At 30.3% G+C, this 19,006-nt stretch carries 23 protein-coding genes; 14 read left to right on the top strand and 9 right to left on the bottom strand.

Translation table 11 applies throughout. The features are described from left to right. Positions 1 to 40: 40 nt before the first annotated feature. The 5 genes from jag to rpmH are packed head-to-tail and all read right to left on the bottom strand — an operon-like array spanning position 41 to position 2,243. Complete coding sequence (gene jag / locus DYE58_RS06790) at positions 41 to 829, bottom strand: RNA-binding cell elongation regulator Jag/EloR (protein ID WP_004819611.1); 789 nt, start codon at positions 827 to 829, stop codon at positions 41 to 43. Beyond that, a complete protein-coding gene (locus DYE58_RS06785) occupies positions 826 to 1,551 on the bottom strand; it encodes a YidC/Oxa1 family membrane protein insertase (protein WP_004819612.1) in 726 nt (241 codons plus the stop codon). The genes jag and DYE58_RS06785 overlap by 4 nt, the downstream gene beginning before the upstream one ends. Positions 1,552 to 1,560: 9 nt before the next feature. After that, the gene (gene yidD, locus DYE58_RS06780) at positions 1,561 to 1,776 is read right to left on the bottom strand and encodes a membrane protein insertion efficiency factor YidD (protein WP_004819613.1); all 216 of its coding nucleotides are present in this window, start codon (positions 1,774 to 1,776) and stop codon (positions 1,561 to 1,563) included. Beyond that, on the bottom strand, positions 1,748 to 2,107 hold the full coding sequence (rnpA, locus tag DYE58_RS06775) for a ribonuclease P protein component (RefSeq protein ID WP_306424711.1): 360 nt from the start codon (positions 2,105 to 2,107) through the stop codon (positions 1,748 to 1,750). Before rnpA ends, yidD begins: the two co-directional genes overlap by 29 nt. Before the next feature lies 1 nt (position 2,108). After that, complete coding sequence (rpmH, locus tag DYE58_RS06770) at positions 2,109 to 2,243, bottom strand: 50S ribosomal protein L34 (protein ID WP_040552137.1); 135 nt, start codon at positions 2,241 to 2,243, stop codon at positions 2,109 to 2,111. 211 nt (positions 2,244 to 2,454) lie between these two features. Between rpmH and modA the strand changes: the two genes are divergently transcribed. Next, complete coding sequence (gene modA / locus DYE58_RS06765) at positions 2,455 to 3,273, top strand: molybdate ABC transporter substrate-binding protein (RefSeq protein ID WP_004819620.1); 819 nt, start codon at positions 2,455 to 2,457, stop codon at positions 3,271 to 3,273. On the opposite strand, the gene DYE58_RS11360 is transcribed toward modA, so the two are convergent. Then, entirely contained in the window at positions 3,257 to 3,499 is a 243-nt protein-coding gene (locus DYE58_RS11360) for a hypothetical protein (RefSeq protein WP_245946131.1), read from the bottom strand. The two genes, modA and DYE58_RS11360, sit on opposite strands and share 17 nt — an antisense overlap. Here DYE58_RS11360 and DYE58_RS06760 point away from each other — a divergent pair. The 13 genes from DYE58_RS06760 to DYE58_RS06700 all read left to right on the top strand — a co-directional run bounded on the left by DYE58_RS06760 (position 3,441) and on the right by DYE58_RS06700 (position 16,129). Beyond that, positions 3,441 to 4,073, top strand: a complete 633-nt coding sequence (locus tag DYE58_RS06760) for an ABC transporter permease (RefSeq protein WP_245946114.1) — start codon at positions 3,441 to 3,443, stop codon at positions 4,071 to 4,073. The genes DYE58_RS11360 and DYE58_RS06760 overlap by 59 nt on opposite strands. Further along, positions 4,048 to 4,746, top strand: a complete 699-nt coding sequence (locus DYE58_RS06755; protein WP_004819624.1) for an ATP-binding cassette domain-containing protein — start codon at positions 4,048 to 4,050, stop codon at positions 4,744 to 4,746. The genes DYE58_RS06760 and DYE58_RS06755 overlap by 26 nt, the downstream gene beginning before the upstream one ends. After that, positions 4,733 to 5,464, top strand: a complete 732-nt coding sequence (locus DYE58_RS06750) for a Rossmann-like domain-containing protein (RefSeq protein ID WP_004819626.1) — start codon at positions 4,733 to 4,735, stop codon at positions 5,462 to 5,464. The genes DYE58_RS06755 and DYE58_RS06750 overlap by 14 nt, the downstream gene beginning before the upstream one ends. 331 nt (positions 5,465 to 5,795) lie before the next feature. Next, positions 5,796 to 7,130: a chromosomal replication initiator protein DnaA gene (gene dnaA, locus DYE58_RS06745; RefSeq protein ID WP_004819627.1), complete on the top strand. Its 1,335-nt coding sequence runs from the start codon at positions 5,796 to 5,798 to the stop codon at positions 7,128 to 7,130. 158 nt (positions 7,131 to 7,288) lie between these two features. Next, positions 7,289 to 8,377, top strand: a complete 1,089-nt coding sequence (dnaN, locus tag DYE58_RS06740) for a DNA polymerase III subunit beta (RefSeq protein WP_004819628.1) — start codon at positions 7,289 to 7,291, stop codon at positions 8,375 to 8,377. A gap of 8 nt (positions 8,378 to 8,385) precedes the next feature. After that, a complete protein-coding gene (locus tag DYE58_RS06735) occupies positions 8,386 to 8,586 on the top strand; it encodes an RNA-binding S4 domain-containing protein (protein WP_004819629.1) in 201 nt (66 codons plus the stop codon). Next, positions 8,583 to 9,641, top strand: coding sequence for a DNA replication/repair protein RecF (recF, locus tag DYE58_RS06730; RefSeq protein ID WP_115312126.1), 1,059 nt, complete (start codon positions 8,583 to 8,585; stop codon positions 9,639 to 9,641). Before DYE58_RS06735 ends, recF begins: the two co-directional genes overlap by 4 nt. Before the next feature lie 23 nt (positions 9,642 to 9,664). Further along, positions 9,665 to 11,587, top strand: a complete 1,923-nt coding sequence (gene gyrB, locus DYE58_RS06725) for a DNA topoisomerase (ATP-hydrolyzing) subunit B (protein WP_004819632.1) — start codon at positions 9,665 to 9,667, stop codon at positions 11,585 to 11,587. A gap of 14 nt (positions 11,588 to 11,601) precedes the next feature. Continuing rightward, on the top strand, positions 11,602 to 14,019 hold the full coding sequence (gene gyrA / locus DYE58_RS06720) for a DNA gyrase subunit A (RefSeq protein WP_004819633.1): 2,418 nt from the start codon (positions 11,602 to 11,604) through the stop codon (positions 14,017 to 14,019). A gap of 2 nt (positions 14,020 to 14,021) precedes the next feature. Further along, positions 14,022 to 14,330 carry an STAS domain-containing protein gene (locus DYE58_RS06715; protein WP_004819634.1) on the top strand — a complete coding sequence of 103 codons (309 nt, stop codon included), beginning with the start codon at positions 14,022 to 14,024 and terminating at the stop codon, positions 14,328 to 14,330. Next, positions 14,331 to 14,684, top strand: a complete 354-nt coding sequence (locus DYE58_RS06710) for an ATP-binding protein (protein WP_004819635.1) — start codon at positions 14,331 to 14,333, stop codon at positions 14,682 to 14,684. 2 nt (positions 14,685 to 14,686) lie between these two features. Beyond that, a complete protein-coding gene (locus DYE58_RS06705; RefSeq protein ID WP_004819636.1) occupies positions 14,687 to 15,475 on the top strand; it encodes a SigB/SigF/SigG family RNA polymerase sigma factor in 789 nt (262 codons plus the stop codon). A gap of 12 nt (positions 15,476 to 15,487) precedes the next feature. After that, complete coding sequence (locus DYE58_RS06700) at positions 15,488 to 16,129, top strand: transporter associated domain-containing protein (RefSeq protein ID WP_004819637.1); 642 nt, start codon at positions 15,488 to 15,490, stop codon at positions 16,127 to 16,129. A 93-nt stretch (positions 16,130 to 16,222) separates the two neighbouring features. Here the strand turns inward: DYE58_RS06700 and DYE58_RS06695 are convergent, their stop codons facing one another. The 3 genes from DYE58_RS06695 to DYE58_RS06685 are packed head-to-tail and all read right to left on the bottom strand — an operon-like array spanning position 16,223 to position 19,001. Continuing rightward, positions 16,223 to 16,594, bottom strand: a complete 372-nt coding sequence (locus tag DYE58_RS06695) for a thioesterase family protein (RefSeq protein WP_004819638.1) — start codon at positions 16,592 to 16,594, stop codon at positions 16,223 to 16,225. A gap of 15 nt (positions 16,595 to 16,609) precedes the next feature. Further along, positions 16,610 to 17,728 (bottom strand): 2-hydroxyacyl-CoA dehydratase subunit D, encoded by a 1,119-nt coding sequence (locus tag DYE58_RS06690; protein ID WP_004819640.1) that lies wholly within the window; start codon positions 17,726 to 17,728, stop codon positions 16,610 to 16,612. 4 nt (positions 17,729 to 17,732) lie between these two features. Further along, positions 17,733 to 19,001, bottom strand: coding sequence for a 2-hydroxyacyl-CoA dehydratase subunit D (locus DYE58_RS06685; RefSeq protein ID WP_004819643.1), 1,269 nt, complete (start codon positions 18,999 to 19,001; stop codon positions 17,733 to 17,735). Between the last annotated feature and the right edge of the window lie 5 nt (positions 19,002 to 19,006).

Genomic DNA, 19,006 nt, shown 5'->3' with positions numbered 1-19,006 from the left:
AATAAAAAAATCCCCTTAGCATAAGCTTTGGGGATTAATTTTAGTATTTTCTTTCTTTTTGAATTACTACTTTTCTGTAAGGGTCTTTACCTTCTGAATGTGTAATTACTCCTTCATACTCTTGTAGTGCTTCGTGGATGATTTTTCTTTCGTGTGCATTCATTGGTTCAAGTTTGACATTTCTACCTGTCTTTAAGACTTTAGATGCCATCTTTTGAGCTAAATCCTTAAGAGTGTCTTCTCTCTTTTGTCTATAGCCGCTTGAATCAAGTTGAACTCTCACATATTCATCTGTATTTTTATTTACGATAAGACTTAGTAGATATTGTATTGAGTCAAGAGTTACACCTCTTTTACCGATTACTATACCTAATTTTTCTTCATCACCTTTTATTTCAACTTTTAAGACGTTGTTTTCAAAGTTTACGTCTAAATCCGTTTCAATGCCAAGTGAGTTAAGTACCTTATCTAAAAATTCTCGACTGATTTCTTCTATTTCTCCAGATGTTGCTGATTTTTTATCAGTAACTTCAACTTCTTCTACTTCTTGTGTTGAAACTGTAAATTCTTCAGTCGATACTGTATTTTCAAATTCATCTGTTGGTTGGCTCTTCTCTGATTCGGTGAATATTTCTTTTAAGATGTCTTCTGTGTCTTCTATCTTAGAAACTTTTACTGTCGCATTTTTAGAACCTATTAATCCAAAAAGACCTTTTGAAGATTCTTCAATTACTTCTATTTGAGCATCTTCTCTATCTATATTCAATTCTATTAGAGCCTGACTTACGGCTTCATCTACAGTTTTTGCTGTTTTGATTACATAATTCATTTAATTTCCTCCGCCACTTCATGCGCTATAACTTTATTTGTTATATATTGTTGTACTGCTGAAAATATATTACTTACAGTCCAATATAAAGTAAGTGCTGATTGGAAATTTCTTCCCATCATAAAAATCATTATAGGCATAACTACCATCATTGATGTATTCATTGATTGAGCTTTTGGATTATTAGTTGCTGCATTTGCAGGACTCTTGCTTGCTAAAAATGAAGTAAGGAAAGTTGTAAATGCTGCTATTAATGGCAATATCATAGTTTTATCTGTTGCTGATAAAGTGTTCAGATAAAAGAAATTTTTATTCATACTTTCAAACATAACTTTATCAGTGAAAGCAAATTTCTCCGGATACATAAACACTCTATAGAATGCCATTAATATTACCAATTGAATAATCATAGGTAGACAACCTGAAAGTGCATTATAATTTGCATCTTTATATAGTTGTTGTTGTTTTACAGCAAGTGTCTGTGGATCGTTCTTATATTTCTTTTGTAGCTTTTGTATTTCAGGTTGTAATTCAGCCATTTTCTTTTGACTTTTCATCATGTGAATATTAACTGGCAATACAACTGCCTTTATAATTATTGTTGCAATAATTATAGCTATTGCATAAAAAGAAATACTCGCCGGTTCTTGCGGGAAGGCACCTGCTAATACATCATATATAAGCTTTAGAAATCTTCCCAAGATACTACTAATGTAGGTCATCTTGCCTCCTTATACTAAAGGATCATATCCGCCTTTATGAAATGGATGACATTTTAAAATTCTTCTCACCGCTAAGTAAGTTCCCTTAAAAAATCCATATTTATCGTAGGCTTGATAGGCATATTCAGAACAAGTGGGAGTAAATCTACAATGACTACCCACGAGTATATATTTGGAAATATAGTTTTGATAAAATCTAATTAACAACTTTGCTATTTTTACCATTTTTTTCAAACCTCTTTGCAAGATGAAGAAATGACTTTTCTAAATCTTTATATTCCAGTTCTATAGCTTGATTTTTCACAACAAATACATAGTCGTATCCGTCTTTTAAAACATCAAAATTAGCTCTGTATATTTCTCTAAGTCTTCTCTTTATCTTATTTCTCCAAACAGCTTTGGCAACTTTCTTGGTTATTACAAAACCCACTCTCTTATAGTCTAAACCATTTTTCTTATAAAAGAGCGTGAAAGTCTTATTTCCATCTGTTCTCTTCTTAGAATATACTCTCTGAAAATCTCTATTCTTTTTTAAATAACAATCCTTTATATTCAACTTACGCTGAAAGTACTTTTCTACCTTTTCTTCTTCTTGCACTTAATACTCTTCTTCCTGATTTAGTTCTCATTCTTGCTCTAAAACCATGTTCTCTTTTTCTTGCTCTGTTCTTTGGTTGGAAAGTTCTCTTCATGACTTCACCCCTTTCTTTTCAATCATTAAATTATATTGTACTTATCCCTTCAAGTCAAGTAAATTAGCTGACAGTACTTAATTTTTCAAAAATTTTACTTGTTTTTTTATATTTTTTATAACTTTTGAACAAATATTATGAATTATTGACAATGTAAACGTTATATGTTAGCGTATAGTTTATAAAAACTTTTCGTTTAGGGGGATTTATTTTGAAAAATTATTTTAAAAATTCAGCTTTATTTTTATGTATATGTCTTTTATTTTTAACAGCGTGTGCTAAAGACAAAGCTACTGAAGAAAAAAACAATTCAAAAACTGCTGTTGAAGTTGAAAAAAATCAATTCGAAAACCAAACTCTATTGGTTTATGCCGGAGCGGGTCTTAAAAAACCTATGGAAAAAATAAAAGACGAATTTGAAACAAAAACGGGTGCAAAATTAGAAATAGTTTATGCCGGTTCAGGACAACTTTTAGCACAACTTGAACAATCAGGAAAAGGTGATGTGTTTATAGTTGGTTCAAAACCTACATATGACGCAGCTATTGAAAAAGGTCTTGCAAATGAATCTGTGCCTGTAGCTCATCATACACCCGTTATAGTTACACAAAAAGGTAATGAAAAGAACATATATGGTTTAAAGAATTTAAATCAAGATGGCATAAAACTTGCACTTGGAGATGCAGAAGCAAATGCAATAGGAAAAACTTCCGTAAAAATGTTTGAAAAAGCAGGTATAACTGACTATGAAAAAAATGTAGTTGTTAAAACAGCAACTGTAAACGAACTTTATCAAGCTATTAAAACAGGTTCTGTAGATGCTGCTATTGTAACTAAAGACTCTGCATTTGGAAAAGATGACTTAGAAATAGTTGAAATTGAGCCTGAATTCTTAATAGACCAAGTTATTTCAATAGGCACTTTAAAAATTTCAGAAAATGAAGAATTAGCTCAAAAGCTAGTTGAATATATGAAATCAGATTCTGCAAGTTTTGCCTTTGAAGAATTTGGATTCAAAACTGTAAAATAATGGATTGGTTATTTGAAAGAGTATCAAAAATACTTGTTATTTTTTCGATACTCTTTATTATCACACCTTTTATTTTTATAATTTTTGAAGGTTTCAATTTCATAATATCTCTTCCATTTCCACAAGAAATTGTTTTTTCAATTAAATTATCATTAAAAACTTCTATCTTGGCAACTTTTTTAGTTTCCGTAACTTCAGTTATAATTTCACAAAAAATACATTTCAATCCTAAACATAAAGAAATTTTAAAATATATATATTCATTTCCTCTTAGTATGCCTCATTTAGTAAGTGGACTTGCTCTTATAACGCTATATGGTCACAACAATTTAGGCAAATACTTGGAAATATTTAATATAGATTTCGTCTACACACCATCCGGAATAGTTCTTGCGCTATTTTTTATAAATTTGCCATATGCAATAATTTTTCTAAATTCTGCTATGGATTCTGTAGACGACAGTATATTTTTTACAGCTAACAATCTTGGACTAAACAACTTTAAGGTATTTATTCACGTCTTAATTCCACTTATAAGACAACATATCATAACTATGGTGCTACTAATATTTTCAAGATGTCTTGGAGAATTTGGAGCTGTTATGATGTTGGTTGGGGTTACGAGAATGAAGACTGAAACTCTTGCAACCTCTATATTTTTAAATATGACCACAGGAGATTTTGATGTGGCCTGCGGAGTTGCAATAATCTTAATGTTAATCAATCTATTTATAAATTTAATGATTAAAATAATCATAAAAGAGAAAAGTGTGGGTGATAAAAATATTTACTATAAATAATCTAAATCTTAATTTAAATGGCTTTAGTTTAAAAAACATATCTTTAAAATCTGAAGCCAAAAATATTGTAATTTTAGGCCAGAGCGGAAGTGGAAAAACTGTTTTTTTAGAAACTATAGCTGGAAAATATCAACAAACAGGAGAAATTATATTAAATAAGAGACATTTAGAAAATATACCGTCCTATGAAAAAAATATTTCTCTTGTATATCAAAATTTTAACTTGTTTCCCTTTTTAAATGTGTTTGAAAATATAATTTTCGCACCTAAAATTTTAAAACAAAATAAATTTTTTTACACAATTGAAGCTGAAAACCTGCTTAAAAAATTAAATATCTATTACTTAAAAGACAAACCTGTACACAATCTATCAGGTGGAGAAAAGCAAAGAGTATCACTTTGTAGAGCTCTACTAAAAAAACCTGATTTACTCTTATTAGATGAGCCTTTCAGTGCTCTTGACTATATAAATAAAGACTCGGCTAAACAAATAACCAAAGATCTAATTTCAGAGTTTGGAATTGTGAGCATTTTAGTTACACACGATATTGAAGAATGTAAATACTTTGCAGATGAAATTTATTTTATGAAAAAAGGCGAACTTTCAAATAAGTTTTCATCTGAAGATTTTAATAAAATTATAAAGGAGAATAAAATCCATGAGTATATATAAAATTTTGATGAATTATTTTTCAGATTTAATATCTGAACATAATCTTGATGATGAAGAAATATTTGTTTCTCTAAAATCTTTAACTGAAAAAGAAGCTATAGGTATAACCGAAAGGAAAGATTTTCCTCTACTAAATGGAAAAGAAGTTTTAATTGAGGCAAATTTTAAAAATTCACTTGGACAAGCTTTTACAAGTTCACGTTCTGCACTATCTATTAAATTATCTAATGTAAGAGATTTAGATATAGAAAATAACGATTATGACATTGCAATTTTCATATCTATTTTAAATTCAGTTATGAAGCACTTAGGATTGATATCAAATACCGTTCACTGTAAAAACGAAGAGCCTGAATTATGCGCTGAACAAATAGCTAATTTTTTAAATGCCGATTTATATAAAAACATACTTTTGATTGGCTATCAACCAGCTTTTATAGATAAACTTTCATCAGCCGGATACAATCTTAGAGTTTTAGATTTAAATGTAGACAACATAGGAGAAATTAGATATGGAATCAAAATAGAAGATGGCAATTTATTTAAAGAGGCAATAAGTTGGGCTAATATAATACTCTGTACAGGTTCTACTATAGGAAATAGAAGTATTATGAATTTCTTAAATTTAGAAAATAAAGAAGTATATTTCTACGGAACTACAATTGCAGGCCCTTCTAAAATTTTAAATTTAAAAAGACTTTGTTTCATGTCAAATTAATATTTTTTTATTTTAGATACACTTAAAACAAGTTTATAAGCCTTTTGGCTTGTTGATAAGTGTATCTTTTTTTGTTAAAATATATGTGGATAAATTTTTAGGACTGTTTATATTAAAAATATTGTTTATAAGTAGGGTTATCCACATTTTGTTGATAGAATGTTGATAAACTCTATTTTTTAAACTTATTTTGTTTAAATAGCTGTATTATAGTGGTTATTTTTTCCACAACCAACAATATTAATCTTAAATCAATCAATATATTATCTACAATTGTGTATAACATTATACATATTTTTTTATCAACAAATACTTTTCAACAGGAGGAATTATGGACCCACTATCCAATTTATGGAATAGAGTTATGAGTGTTCTTGAACGTCAATCCATGAGTCAAGTTTCATTCGATACTTGGTTCAAAGATATGAAACTAAAAGATATCGATGAATACAATAAAATCTTCTATGTTTTAGTTACATCAGACTTTATAAAACATAGGATTGAAAACAATCCTTCGCAACTAAGAACTCTTAAAAAATGTATAAAAGACGTAATGGATGAAGATTATGACGTTAGAATCTTAACTGGTAATGAATCTCCGGTTAAAACACAATCTGATAACTTCTTACCTGAATCTAGATTAAATCCAAAATATGTCTTTGAAAATTTCGTAGTAGGTAAGAGTAACGAATTTGCTCATGCAGCAAGTTTATCAGTAGCTGAAAACTACAAAGATCCATCAATGGCGCATTCAAACCCACTTTTTTTATATGGTGGAGTAGGACTTGGAAAAACACATTTAATGCAGGCTATTGGACATTTTATAAATCAAATGGACTCGTCTAAAAAAATTCTGTATGTCACAAGTGAGCAATTTACAAACGAGCTGATTAACTCAATTCAAACTAATAAAAATGAGCAATTCAGAAACAAATACAGAAAAGTTGACCTTTTATTGATAGATGATATCCAATTTATAGCCGATAAAGATAGAACTCAAGAAGAATTTTTTCATACTTTTAATGAATTACACGGCTCAAATAAACAAATCGTACTCACATCAGATAAGCCACCTAAAGAAATAAAAGCTTTAGAAGAACGTTTAATATCAAGATTTGCATGGGGCCTTGTGGTGGATATACAAGCTCCGGATTTAGAAACTAGAATTGCAATATTAAGGTCTAAAGCTGATTCTGAGGGATATGATGTACCTGCAAATGTAATAAATTTTATAGCTGAAAATGTAAAAAGTAACATAAGAGAATTAGAAGGTGCTCTTTCTCGTGTAATGGCATATTCTAAACTGACAACTGGTGTAATAACTGAGCAAACTGCCGCAATAGTTCTTAAAGATATCTATAATACTAAAAAAGAAAAGGTAATAGATGTAAATTTAATAAAAGAATTTGTAGGGAAACACTACCATGTCACAGTAGACGAACTAAATTCTAAAAAGAGAACTAAAAATATAGCTTATCCAAGACAAATAGCCATGTATATAACAAGAGAACTGACCGAACTATCTCTTCCAAAAATAGGTGAGGAATTTGGCGGACGTGACCATACAACAGTAATACATGCATATAATAAAATTGAAAAAGATATGGATCAAGATACATCTTTTAAAATAAGAATAAATAATTTAATAAAAGAGATTAAAGAATAGTTGTTGATAAGTAAATTTTAATTAAAAAGTTATCAACATGTTATTAATTTAAATTTTTTCGATAGTTTTAATAATAAATCGACTTATACACAAATTAACAGGCCCTACTACTATTATTATCTAACTAAAATATAATAGGGCATTAAAAAGGAGGCTTTATGAAACTCAAAGTAAGTAGAAAAGAATTTATAAAAGCTATACAAATTGCTCAAAGAGCAATATCTCCTAGAAGTACAATTCAAATATTAGAAGGTATACTTTTAAAGGCTAAAAATAATGAAATAGTTTTGATTTCTTCTGATACTGAAATAACTATTAAGACTTCAATTGCTGCAATTGTTATGGAAGAAGGAGAAATAGTAGTAAATTCAAGATTATTTGGAGATATAATAAGAAAATTTCAAGGTGATACAATTGATATAAATTTAGATGGAACTTCAATGAATTTGAAATGTGAAAAATCAAATTTTCACATTCAATGTCAATTACCTGATGAATATCCAATGTTACCTATAGTTGAAAAAAATAATACATTTAATATTTCATCACAAGAACTTAGCGATTCAATTAAAAAGACATCTTTTGCAGTTTCTATGGACGAAACAAGAATGGTATTTACAGGTGTTTTAATGGATTTAAGCCCTGCAAAGATAAATTTTGTAGCTCTTGATGGATTTAGAATGGCACTTAAAACAGTAAATAATCCTAATGAGAATACAACTTCAGCAATCATTCCAGCTAGAACTTTAAATGAACTTATAAAAGTTTTAGAAAACGAAGATGTGAACGTATGTATTTCAAGAAATATGGCTCTTTTCAGAACTAAGACTACAGAAGTTTATACAACTCTTCTAAGTGGTGAATTCTTTAAATATCAAGGTCTTATAACTGAATCTCATACTACAATTTGTACTATATCAAGAGTAAATTTACAATCAGCTCTTGAAAGAGCAAGTTTACTTGCTAAAGAAGATAGAGCAAATCTTGTAAAATTTGAAATTGAAGAGGGATTTATCAAGATATCATCTAATTCTGAGATAGGAAATGTTGAAGAAATTGTAGAATCCAAAGTTGAGGGTGGAAATTTAAAAATTGCATTTAATTCAAAATATCTATTAGATGGAATAAAAATTATGGAGTCAGAAGAAGTTAGACTTTATTTCACAGACTCAGTTAACCCTTGCATAATAAGAGAAGATGACGAAGATTATCTATATCTAGTACTTCCTGTAAGACTTGCAAAGTAGGTAATTAAATGGAAAGTGGTTATATAAAATTAGATTCTTTCCTAAAGTATAAAAACTTGGTTGGAAGTGGTGGAGAAGCCAAGATTTTGATACAAGAAGGACTTGTAAAAGTTAATTCTGAAGTAGAAACAAGACGTGGTAGAAAACTTGTAAAGGGAGATCGTGTTGAGTTTGATTCAGAAGAATTTATAGTAGATATGGTAGAATGAGGATAGACAGATTAGAACTTACTAATTTTAGAAATTATCAAAGTTTTGAAATAGAACCCAGTGATGGAATAAATTTAATATTAGGTAGAAATGCAATAGGAAAGACAAACTTATTAGAAGCTATATACTTGATAACAGTTGGAAAGAGTTTTAGGACTTTAAAAGCCAGTGAAATGATAAGATTGGGAGAGAGCTCAGCTAATATAAGAGCTACTGTAGAGAGTGGAGGATATTCAGATGAGCTTAAAATAATATTAAATTTAAATCAGAAGAATGAATATATAATGAATTCGGATTCTATAAATATAAAAAACTATGCTGGGGATTTCTCGTGTGTGATATTTTCACCAAATGATTTAAATATGATAAAATTATCACCTGGCGAAAGAAGAAAATACATTGATTCTTTAATAGAAAAAGTAAGTCCTGTATATAAATATAATTTAGCTAAATATAGAAAAATACTTTTTGAAAGAAATAAACTATTAAAGAGACCTAATGAAGAATTGCTAAAAGTTTATGACTTTCAACTTGCGTCGTATGGTGTGAAGATACTCTTTGAAAGACTTAAGTATATTAAGGAAATTGAAGAATTTGCAAAAAAACACTACAGTAGACTTTCTCAGGGTTCTAAACTAAAGATAACTTATCTTTCAACTGTTAAATTTTTAAAAGATAAAATGGAACAAACTTTTATGGAAATTTTGTTAGAACAGAGAGAAAAGGACTTTGAAAGTAGATTTACAACTGTAGGACCACACAGAGATGATTTAGATTTTAAAATAAATGAAATGTCTGCAAAGAGTTTTGCATCTCAAGGTGAAACGAGAAGTATAGTACTTGCTCTTAAACTTGCCGAGATGGATTTTCTTGAGAAATTTAACAAGAGAAGACCAATACTACTCTTAGATGATGTGTTTTCGGAACTTGATAAGACAAGGGCTATGTATCTTTCTCAAAGTTTAGATAATATGCAGACTTTTATAACTAGTACAAATTTGAATGAAGATAGTTTTTTAATTGATTCAAATAAAATTAATGTAGAACGACTTTAAACTGTTACGAACAGGAGAATTAAATGGAAAAGAATAATCAGCATTATGGAGCTGAAAACATACAGGTACTTACCGGTCTTGAACCGGTAAGAAAAAGACCTGGTATGTACATAGGCTCTACAGGTTCCAAGGGACTTCATCATTTAGTATATGAGATAGTTGATAACTCAATAGATGAGGCTCTTGCAGGAAGATGTAGTGAAATTACTATAGAAATTGAAAAAGACGGAAGTGTATCTGTTAGTGATGATGGTAGAGGTATACCAACAGATATACACCCTCAAACAAAGAAGAGCACTGTGGAAACTGTACTTACAATACTGCATGCAGGTGGTAAGTTCTCTAATGACGCTTATAAAGTGTCAGGAGGTCTACATGGGGTTGGTGTGAGTGTAGTTAATGCTCTTTCAACTAAACTTACAGCAACTGTAAAAAGAGAAGGAAAGATACATCAACAAACTTTCTCAAGAGGTATTCCTACTTCGGAATTAGAAATAATTGGTAAAGTAGCTGAAAGTGATACAGGAACTAAGATTTCATTTAGTCCTGACCCGGAAATATTTGACACTTTAATTTTTGAATGGGATATTTTGTCTAAGAGATTTAGGGAAATGGCATTTTTAAACAAAGGTGTTAGAATAAATTTCAGAGATTATAGAGAAGAAAAAGTCAGAGAAGAGGTTTATCACTACGAAGGTGGTATAAAATCTTTTGTTGAATACATCAATAGAAAAAAGACACCTATACACAAAGAAATAGTATATATAGACCAAGAAAAAGATAAGACATTAGTTGAAATAGCTATACAGTATACTGATGCATATTCAGAAAATGTAATAAGTTTTGCAAATAATATAAACACTGAAGAGGGAGGAAGTCATTTAAGTGGTTTCAGGTCTGCTCTTACAAGAACTATTAATGAATATGGAAGAAAGTATAATATCATAAAAGAAAAAGAAGAAAATCTATCCGGAGATGATGTAAGAGAAGGTTTGAGCGCTGTAATAAGTGTAAAACTTCCAAATCCTCAATTTGAAGGTCAAACCAAAGCTAAACTTGGAAATTCTGAGACAAGGGGAATTGTGGATTCTGTAGTTTCAGATGTATTGACAGATTTCTTAGAAGAAAATCCTAAAGTCGGTAAACTTATTTTAGATAAGGCTCTTTCAGCGAGAAGAGCAAGAGAAGCGGCAAGAAGGGCAAGAGATCTTTCAAGAAAGAAAAATATGTTGGATGCAATGCCACTTCCGGGAAAACTTTCAGATTGTCAATTATCGGATAACGAAAATACAGAAATTTTCTTAGTTGAAGGTAATTCTGCGGGAGGTTCTGCAGTAGAGGCAAGGGATTCAGTATTCCAAGCTATACTACCTCTTCGTGGAAAGATTATGAATGTAGAAAAGGCGAGACTTGATAAGATGTTGGCATCAGATGAAATAAAAGCCATGATAACAGCTTTTGGTACTGGAATTGGACAAGATTTTAATATCGAAAATCTTAGATACAATAAAATTGTAATAATGACCGATGCCGATGTAGACGGTGCGCATATAATGACATTGTTACTAACATTCTTCTTTAGATATATGAGACCTCTTATAGAACAAGGACATGTTTATGTTGCACAACCTCCTCTATTTGGTATCTTAAAGGGGAATAAGCCTTTGAAATATGTATATGACGAGTTAGAACTTAAAAAATCATTAGAGGAACTTGGAAGAGATAAAAAATATGATATTAAGAGATACAAAGGTCTTGGTGAAATGAATGCTGAAGATTTGTGGGAAACTACAATGGATCCGGAAAAGAGAGTACTTTTAAAGATAGATATAGAAGATGCTGTTGAAGCAGATGAAACATTCTCTATACTGATGGGTTCTGATGTAGAACCAAGACGTGAATTTATTGAAGAAAATGCACTTTTTGCAGAAAACATAGATGCATAATTTAGGAGATATATATGACAGAAACTAAGAATGGAATAGTTGAAGTAGACTTAAATGAGAAAATGAGAAAGTCATATCTCGATTATTCCATGAGTGTAATCGTGGCAAGAGCTTTACCTGATGTAAGAGATGGTTTGAAGCCTGTTCACAGAAGAATTATATATGGAATGCAAGTTTTGGGATTGGTTCCAACAGGACAATTTAAAAAATCTGCAAGACTTGTAGGAGATGTAATGGGTAAGTTTCACCCTCATGGTGACAGCTCAATATATGATGCAACGGTAAGGCTTGCTCAAAGTTTTAGTACTAGATACCCTCTTGTAGACGGACAGGGAAATTTTGGTAATATAGACGGATATGGCGCAGCTGCTATGCGTTATACAGAAGTCAAGATGTCAAAACTTGCCCTTGAAATGTTAAGAGATATAAATAAAGAAACTGTTGACTTCGCTCCAAATTTCGACGAAGAAGAAATGGAGCCGGTTGTATTACCATCAAGATTTCCAAACTTACTTGTAAATGGTTCAAATGGTATAGCTGTAGGTATGGCAACAAATATGCCTCCTCACAACTTGGGAGAAGTTATAAACGGTGTAATTGAATACATTGATAACAATGACATCACAATTGATGAATTAATGAAGACTATAAAGGGTCCTGATTTTCCTACAGGTGCTCAAATTATGGGTCGTGATGGAATAAAAAAAGCTTACCAAACAGGACGTGGAAAAATTCAAGTAAGAGCAGTTGCTGAATTTGAAGAAGTAAAAAATAAAACACGAATAGTTGTAACAGAAATACCTTACCAAGTAAATAAGTCAAACTTGATAATGAAGATGGCACAACTTGCCAAAGACAAGATAATAGACGGAATAACCGCAATCAGAGATGAATCATCTCGTAAGGGAATAAGAATTGTAATAGACCTTAGAAGAGATGCAAATCCTAATGTTGTTTTAAATAAGCTATATAAAAATACTCAAATGCAAACAACATTTGGTATTATAAATCTTGCTCTTGTTGGCGGAGTTCCTAAAGTTTTAAATTTAAAAGACTTGATAACACACTATGTTGACCATCAAATAGAAGTGGTTTCAAGAAGATCTGAATTCGATTTAAAGAAGGCAAAGGCAAGAGCACATATTGTCGAAGGGTTAAAGATAGCACTAGACAACATAGAGAGAATAATTCAAATAGTTAGAGGATCTAACAATGACCAAGAAGCAAAAGATAAATTTTTGGAAGAATTCGGACTTTCAGATGCACAATCTCAAGCTATATTGGATATGAGAATAAGACGTTTAACAGGTCTTGAAAGAGATAAGTTAGATGAAGAATACAGACAACTTTTGGAAACTATCGAATGGTTGACAAAAGTATTAGAAAACCATGATGTACTTATGGGAGTAATAAAAGAAGAACTTGTTGAGGTAAAAAATAAACATTCAGACCTTAGACGTACAGTCATAAAAAATTCTGAAGGTGATATAGAAATTGAAGATATTATCAAAGAAGAAGATGTAATAATTACTCTAACTCAAAGTGGATATATAAAGAGAATGCCTGAGGGAACTTACAAACCTCAAAAGAGAGGTGGAAGGGGGATATCTGCTACAACTCCAAAAGACGGAGACTTTGTAAGTGATTTATTCATAACATCAAGCCACGAGTCAATCTTATTCTTTACAACAAGAGGAAGAGTATACAGACTTAAAGCTTATGAAATACCGGAGAGCTCAAGACAATCTAAAGGTACTCAAATAAGAAACTTGCTTAACTTAGAACAAGATGAGTCAGTTGAATCAATAATTCATGTAAAAGACTTTGATCCAAATTTAAATATTGTAATGGCTACAAGAAGTGGTATAGTTAAGAGAACATCATTTGAAGAATTTAAAAATATCAGAAAATCAGGACTAGTTGCTATTACTTTAAAAGATGGAGACTCAATAGTTTCAACTAGAATCACAAAAGGTGATGAAGAGATTATGCTTGTTACTAAAGACGGTATGAGTATAAGATTTAAAGAAACGGACATAAGAACTATGGCAAGAACTGCTATGGGAGTAAAGGGAATAAGTTTAAATAAAGATGATGAAGTAGTCAGTATGGAAATTGCAAGCGATGATAAGCTTATGTTAGTAATATCTGAAAAAGGATATGGAAAATTAACCCCTATGTCTGAATACAAGGTACAAAACAGGTCCGGTAAAGGTATAATAACTTATAAAGTAAAAGAAAAGACAGGAAAGCTTGTATCTGCTAAAATAATGGAAAGTAATGATGATATTATGATGATAACTTCTAAAGGTATTATCATAAGAATTCAAATTGAAGGAATTTCAGTAATGGGTAGATCTACATCAGGTGTTAAGCTTATGAATATAACCGATTCAGATGTAGTTGCAGTTGCTAAATATATAGGAGATTAAAAATGGCTTTTAATATAGAATTTGAAAGAAAAGAAAATTTAAAAGTAATTCCGATTGGAGAATTGGATATAACTACTACTTCACAATTTAAAGAAGAAGTTATAAAAAAATATTTAGAAGAAAAATCAAATATAATTATAGATGGTTCAAAACTTGAATATATAGACTCAACAGGGTTAGGAGCTTTAATTTACATTCTCAATCAATTAAAAGAAGACGGATTTGAAATAAAAGTTGAAGAAGTAAAACCATCAATCAAAAAGTTATTTACAATAACAAAACTTGATACTGTTTTTAAAATGGGTGAGTAAATGAAAGTTATAAAATTAAATATACCTAAGGAACCACAATTTTTTAGTTCGGTAAGACTTTTGACTTCTGGACTACTTATGAGCTATCAATTGGACTTTGACCAAATAGAAGATGTTAAAGCAGCTGTGAACGAAGGACTTAACATAGCAATGAAACATGATTGCTCATTGGATATTGACTTGGAGTACAGAATTTCAGAAGAAAAAGTTGAAATAGAAATTTCAGGATTTTGTCCAAATGTCACAGATGAAACAAGTGAAGAAACAGAACTTGCTAAGACAATAATAAATTGTTTAGTTGACGAAAGCAGAATAGAAGAAGATAAACTTCAACTTATTATAAATTTGGTTTGAAAATGAATAGAGAAGAATATTATAAATTAAACAGAAAACTTACAAAAGAAGAGCGAAGGGAACTCTTTAAAATCTACAAAGATACTCAAGACCCTGATATAAGAGATATTCTTATTGAAGAGCATCTATATATAGCAGAAATTCTTTCTAAAAAGTATGCGGGAAGAGGTATAGATTACGATGATATATACCAAGTTGCATCAATAGGTTTGATTTATGCGATAGATAGATATGATTTGAGCAGAGGATATGAATTTTCTTCTTTTGCAACACCTACAATAATAGGGGAAATAAAAAAATATTTTAGAGATAAGGGTTGGACAATAAGAGTCCCAAGAAGAATTCAAGAGTTATCTAAGAAGATAAATCTTGCAAAAAATACACTTGCTCAAAAATACCAAAGAATTCCAACTGTTGAAGATATAGCTGAATATTTGAATTCAACTCCTGAAGAGATATTGGAATCCATAGAAGCTTCAAAAGTGTATTCACCTCAATCATTAGATGTAGTATATGATTCAAGTGGGGACGATAAAGAAATAAATCTTTCAGATTTGATTGGAGAAGAAGAAAAATATTTCGACAAAATAGAAATAAATGATTTACTAGAAAAGGCGATGGTAGACTTAAATGAAGTTGAAAGGACAATATTGATTGACAGATATATGAACAAGAAAACTCAAGTTGCCATAGCTAAAAAGTTAGATATATCACAAATGACAGTATCTAGAATAGAAAAAAAAGTATTGAAAAAAATGCAAGCTGAACTAAAAAAAACAATGCAAGTATAAGAGGAAACTAAAATGAACAGGAGAAAATTTTTACTCAAGCTCAACAGAGTTGTCTTTTTATTTGAAATAGTAATATCTATATTACTTATGATAGGAATACTCATATCGGTACCTGATATATTTAAGTACTATATAAATATACTTGGTAGTGGAGCTATAGAGAGTATAGAATTATTTAAAAAGTTTTTATCACATGTATTTTTGTTGGTAATAGCTATGGAGTTTATACTTTTAATGGTTGCTCATAATGATACTACAATAGTCCATCTGGTAACACTTGTAATAGCGAGAAAAATGTTAATATATACAGAATCTTTATCTGATATTTTAATAGGTGTAATCTCGCTTGCGGTATTGTTTGTAATTAGAAAGTATTTAATTCAAACACATATGAGTTCGGAGTTGATTTCATTAGGAAATAATAAAGTATTTTCAGCATCATCGCCAATAACCAAGATAAATGAGGTATATAACTACAGTATAGATTCAAAAGGTGCTGAAACTTTAGGTGGTCTTGTTTCTAAATTACTTTCAGAAAAGGGAGAAGATTTAGAAGTTGGAAAGATGTTGGATGATGGAAAATACATTTATGAAATACAGAAAATACATGATGAGGGATTGATTGAAGAGATTTCGATACACATTTTAAAATAAGAATTTAATTTTTCGAATAAAACCAAAAAAGATTTTGTGAAAATACAAAATCTTTTTTGGTTTAATATTGAGTGATTTATATTGAATATATCTTTAAATGTTATTTAAAAATTTATCTAAGTTAACTTTGTATCTTGTATGTATTGCCTTTCCAATAAGTTTGTCATTATCAAAAGCTTTTACATCAAATACATATTTTTTACCACTTTGTTCAAGCAGTTCTGCTCTGCATAAAATTTTATTTCCAATTGGTGTTGGAGCAAGATGATCTAAATTTATATTAGTTCCAACTGAAACTTCTCCACTGTCTAAATCTTCTTCCATCAATTTTATACAAGTTCGCTCCATTAATGCTACTAAAAATGGAGTTGCATAAACAAATACTGATTTATTTCCTACAGCATCAGCTGTATTTTCTTTTGTAACAATTTCGGTAAGTTCTTGTGTACTACCTTTTTCCAGCATTTTAATCTCCTTATATTAGAGAGTTTCTACAAGAGTTTGAAGTCTTGTGTTAGTTTGTTCAAAAGCTGTCATTTCTAAGTCAATTTCAATTAGTAAATTCTTTATGCCAGCTTCTTGGAACTCTCTATAGTATACAGGGTAGTCAAATTCTTCAGGATCGCAGAATTTCATCATACATATCAATACAGCATCGGCATTATATTTTTTCGCCATATCAATTAGCATTTGGCCTCTTAATTTTTTTGTATCAGTTGCAAGAGCACATCCTTCTAAATTTTGCCACCACTTAGCAAGTCTTAAAAGAGGTTGATCTCCTTCAGGTACGTCATGTCTAAATTGTCTTGATTCTTGAGCTAAATCATCTGCAACAATAGCTATTTTCTTATCTTTAAATATTTGAAGTATTTCTTCAGGTTCTATCATAATACCAGTTGCTATAACTTTATAGCCATCCCATTCTTCAATAGGTAATTTTTTAATTTCAGATATTAGTTCTTTAACTAATTTAGTATGTTCTGATTTTTCCATAAACCATCTGGACTTAAATACAATATGTCTTTGAATAGGGTCAATTATATTAGGATATTGACCAGCTAGGTCTGAAAATTCTCTCATGACTTTTCTATTTTCATTGTAAATTTCAATACTATTTGTTATGGATTCATCAGATATTTTTACATTTAATATCTTTTCTAATTTATCTTTTAAGATTTCATATTCTGTAACCAAAAATTTATTTGCAGATTCTAATTTTCTGTTTTGAGGATGAGTAAATACTATAACAGGACTTTTACCCTTCCATTTTTGACTCATACATTTTAGAGTATCGCACGGTACAGAAAATACAACTGCATCTAAGTCATCATAGGCACCTTCTATTTGAAGTTCCATATTAGTTTGCATTATTGAACATGCAAAAGGAGGTAAATAAATTCTTGCTTTAGATACTTCTTTTTGTGCACCCCAAAGTCCCATAGGTAGAAAACCTGCAGCATGAATAATTTCTTCAGGTGCATATAATGGCATGACACCTACAACACCTTTTCCTGTTTTTTCTTTATATTTTTTAACTGTTAGTTTAGGATCTTTAGAAACTTCATCCAATAAATTTATTATTTCATTAATTTTGTTCATTATTTCAACCCCTCATTTTTTTATTGGCAGACATCATCTCAGTAAGAGTTTGTATTCTGTTATCATATTGTGCTTCTGAGAAATTTCTAGGATCAGTTTGATCACCATCAAAACTAACATATGGAAGATTATTTTCTTTATTTAAAATTTCAGCTGTCTCAACGTTTAGAAGACTCATCAATTTACAACTTCTATTTAGATGGTATGCGACCCCATCACATTTACCGTTTTTAATGATTTTTCTCAATACATCAACTTTATTGTCAAGGCAAGTGTTTATATATATTCTCGTATAAGCTTCTGCCATTGAAAGCATATCTCCAGGTGTGTATTCTAAGTTCCAAAGTCCAGGATAAGCAGAGCCTGTCATTATTGAGCCATAGCCTTTAAGAGTCTTAAAAGTGTGTCCTAAATATGGCCAAATAGCTATACCTTCCCAAGTAATTCTGGATTGTTCTCCAGCCTTGTAAGGATACACTCCATTTTGCATATTTTCTTCAAGTTCATCGGCAAATTTTTTAAAAGTTAATTCAGCATAATTTTTACTTCTTGCACAAACTATAAGAGCCATATAGTTAAATAAATCAAATCCATTTAGAGGAGACGGTTCATATTTAGAAAGTGCAGCAAGTCTATTCCATTGAGCAACAGATCTTTGCGTTTGCTCTTGAACTTCTAAAAATTTATCATAGTCAAAATCTTTTCCTGTTATTTCTTCAAGTTGTCTTATTGCTTCCTTAAATTGGTCAGCAATATATTCTTTAGAATACTTAGGAATAGGCATAGTATGATTAAAAGGAACGTCTATAACTATACAAGGAATATTTAATTCTGCAGCTAAATTTTCATACCATTTTAGTAAAGTGTTGCATATATTATTGCAAGTTATTACTAAATCAGGTAGAGGAACATCTGCAGCAGGAGATTCTTCAAGTTCTTTAGGTTTCACTCCTGTCTTAGCATATTCTTTTAAAAGTTCCATATATCCTAAGTTTACTCTGGCATAAGAACATATATCTGTATTATAACCTTTTCTATCAGCAACATCTAACATAGCTAAAGAGCCTTTTCTAGCACCTATACCGGCTGCGTGAGTTTCTGGATAAACTAATGCGATATCCATGGTTACACAAAATTCAGATGGAGCTACAGAGGCTGACCAGCAAACTAATTTTCCATTTTTTTTAGCTTCACGTGCTTCTTCGTCAAGTTTGTTTTGAAAATATCCAAGCATTTCTTTAGCTTTCATATTTGATATATCTATAGTATTCATATTCA

Source organism: Peptoniphilus indolicus (genome assembly GCF_900454665.1).
Lineage (GTDB): Bacteria > Bacillota > Clostridia > Tissierellales > Peptoniphilaceae > Peptoniphilus > Peptoniphilus indolicus.
This window is presented reverse-complemented; position numbering and strand designations above follow the sequence as displayed.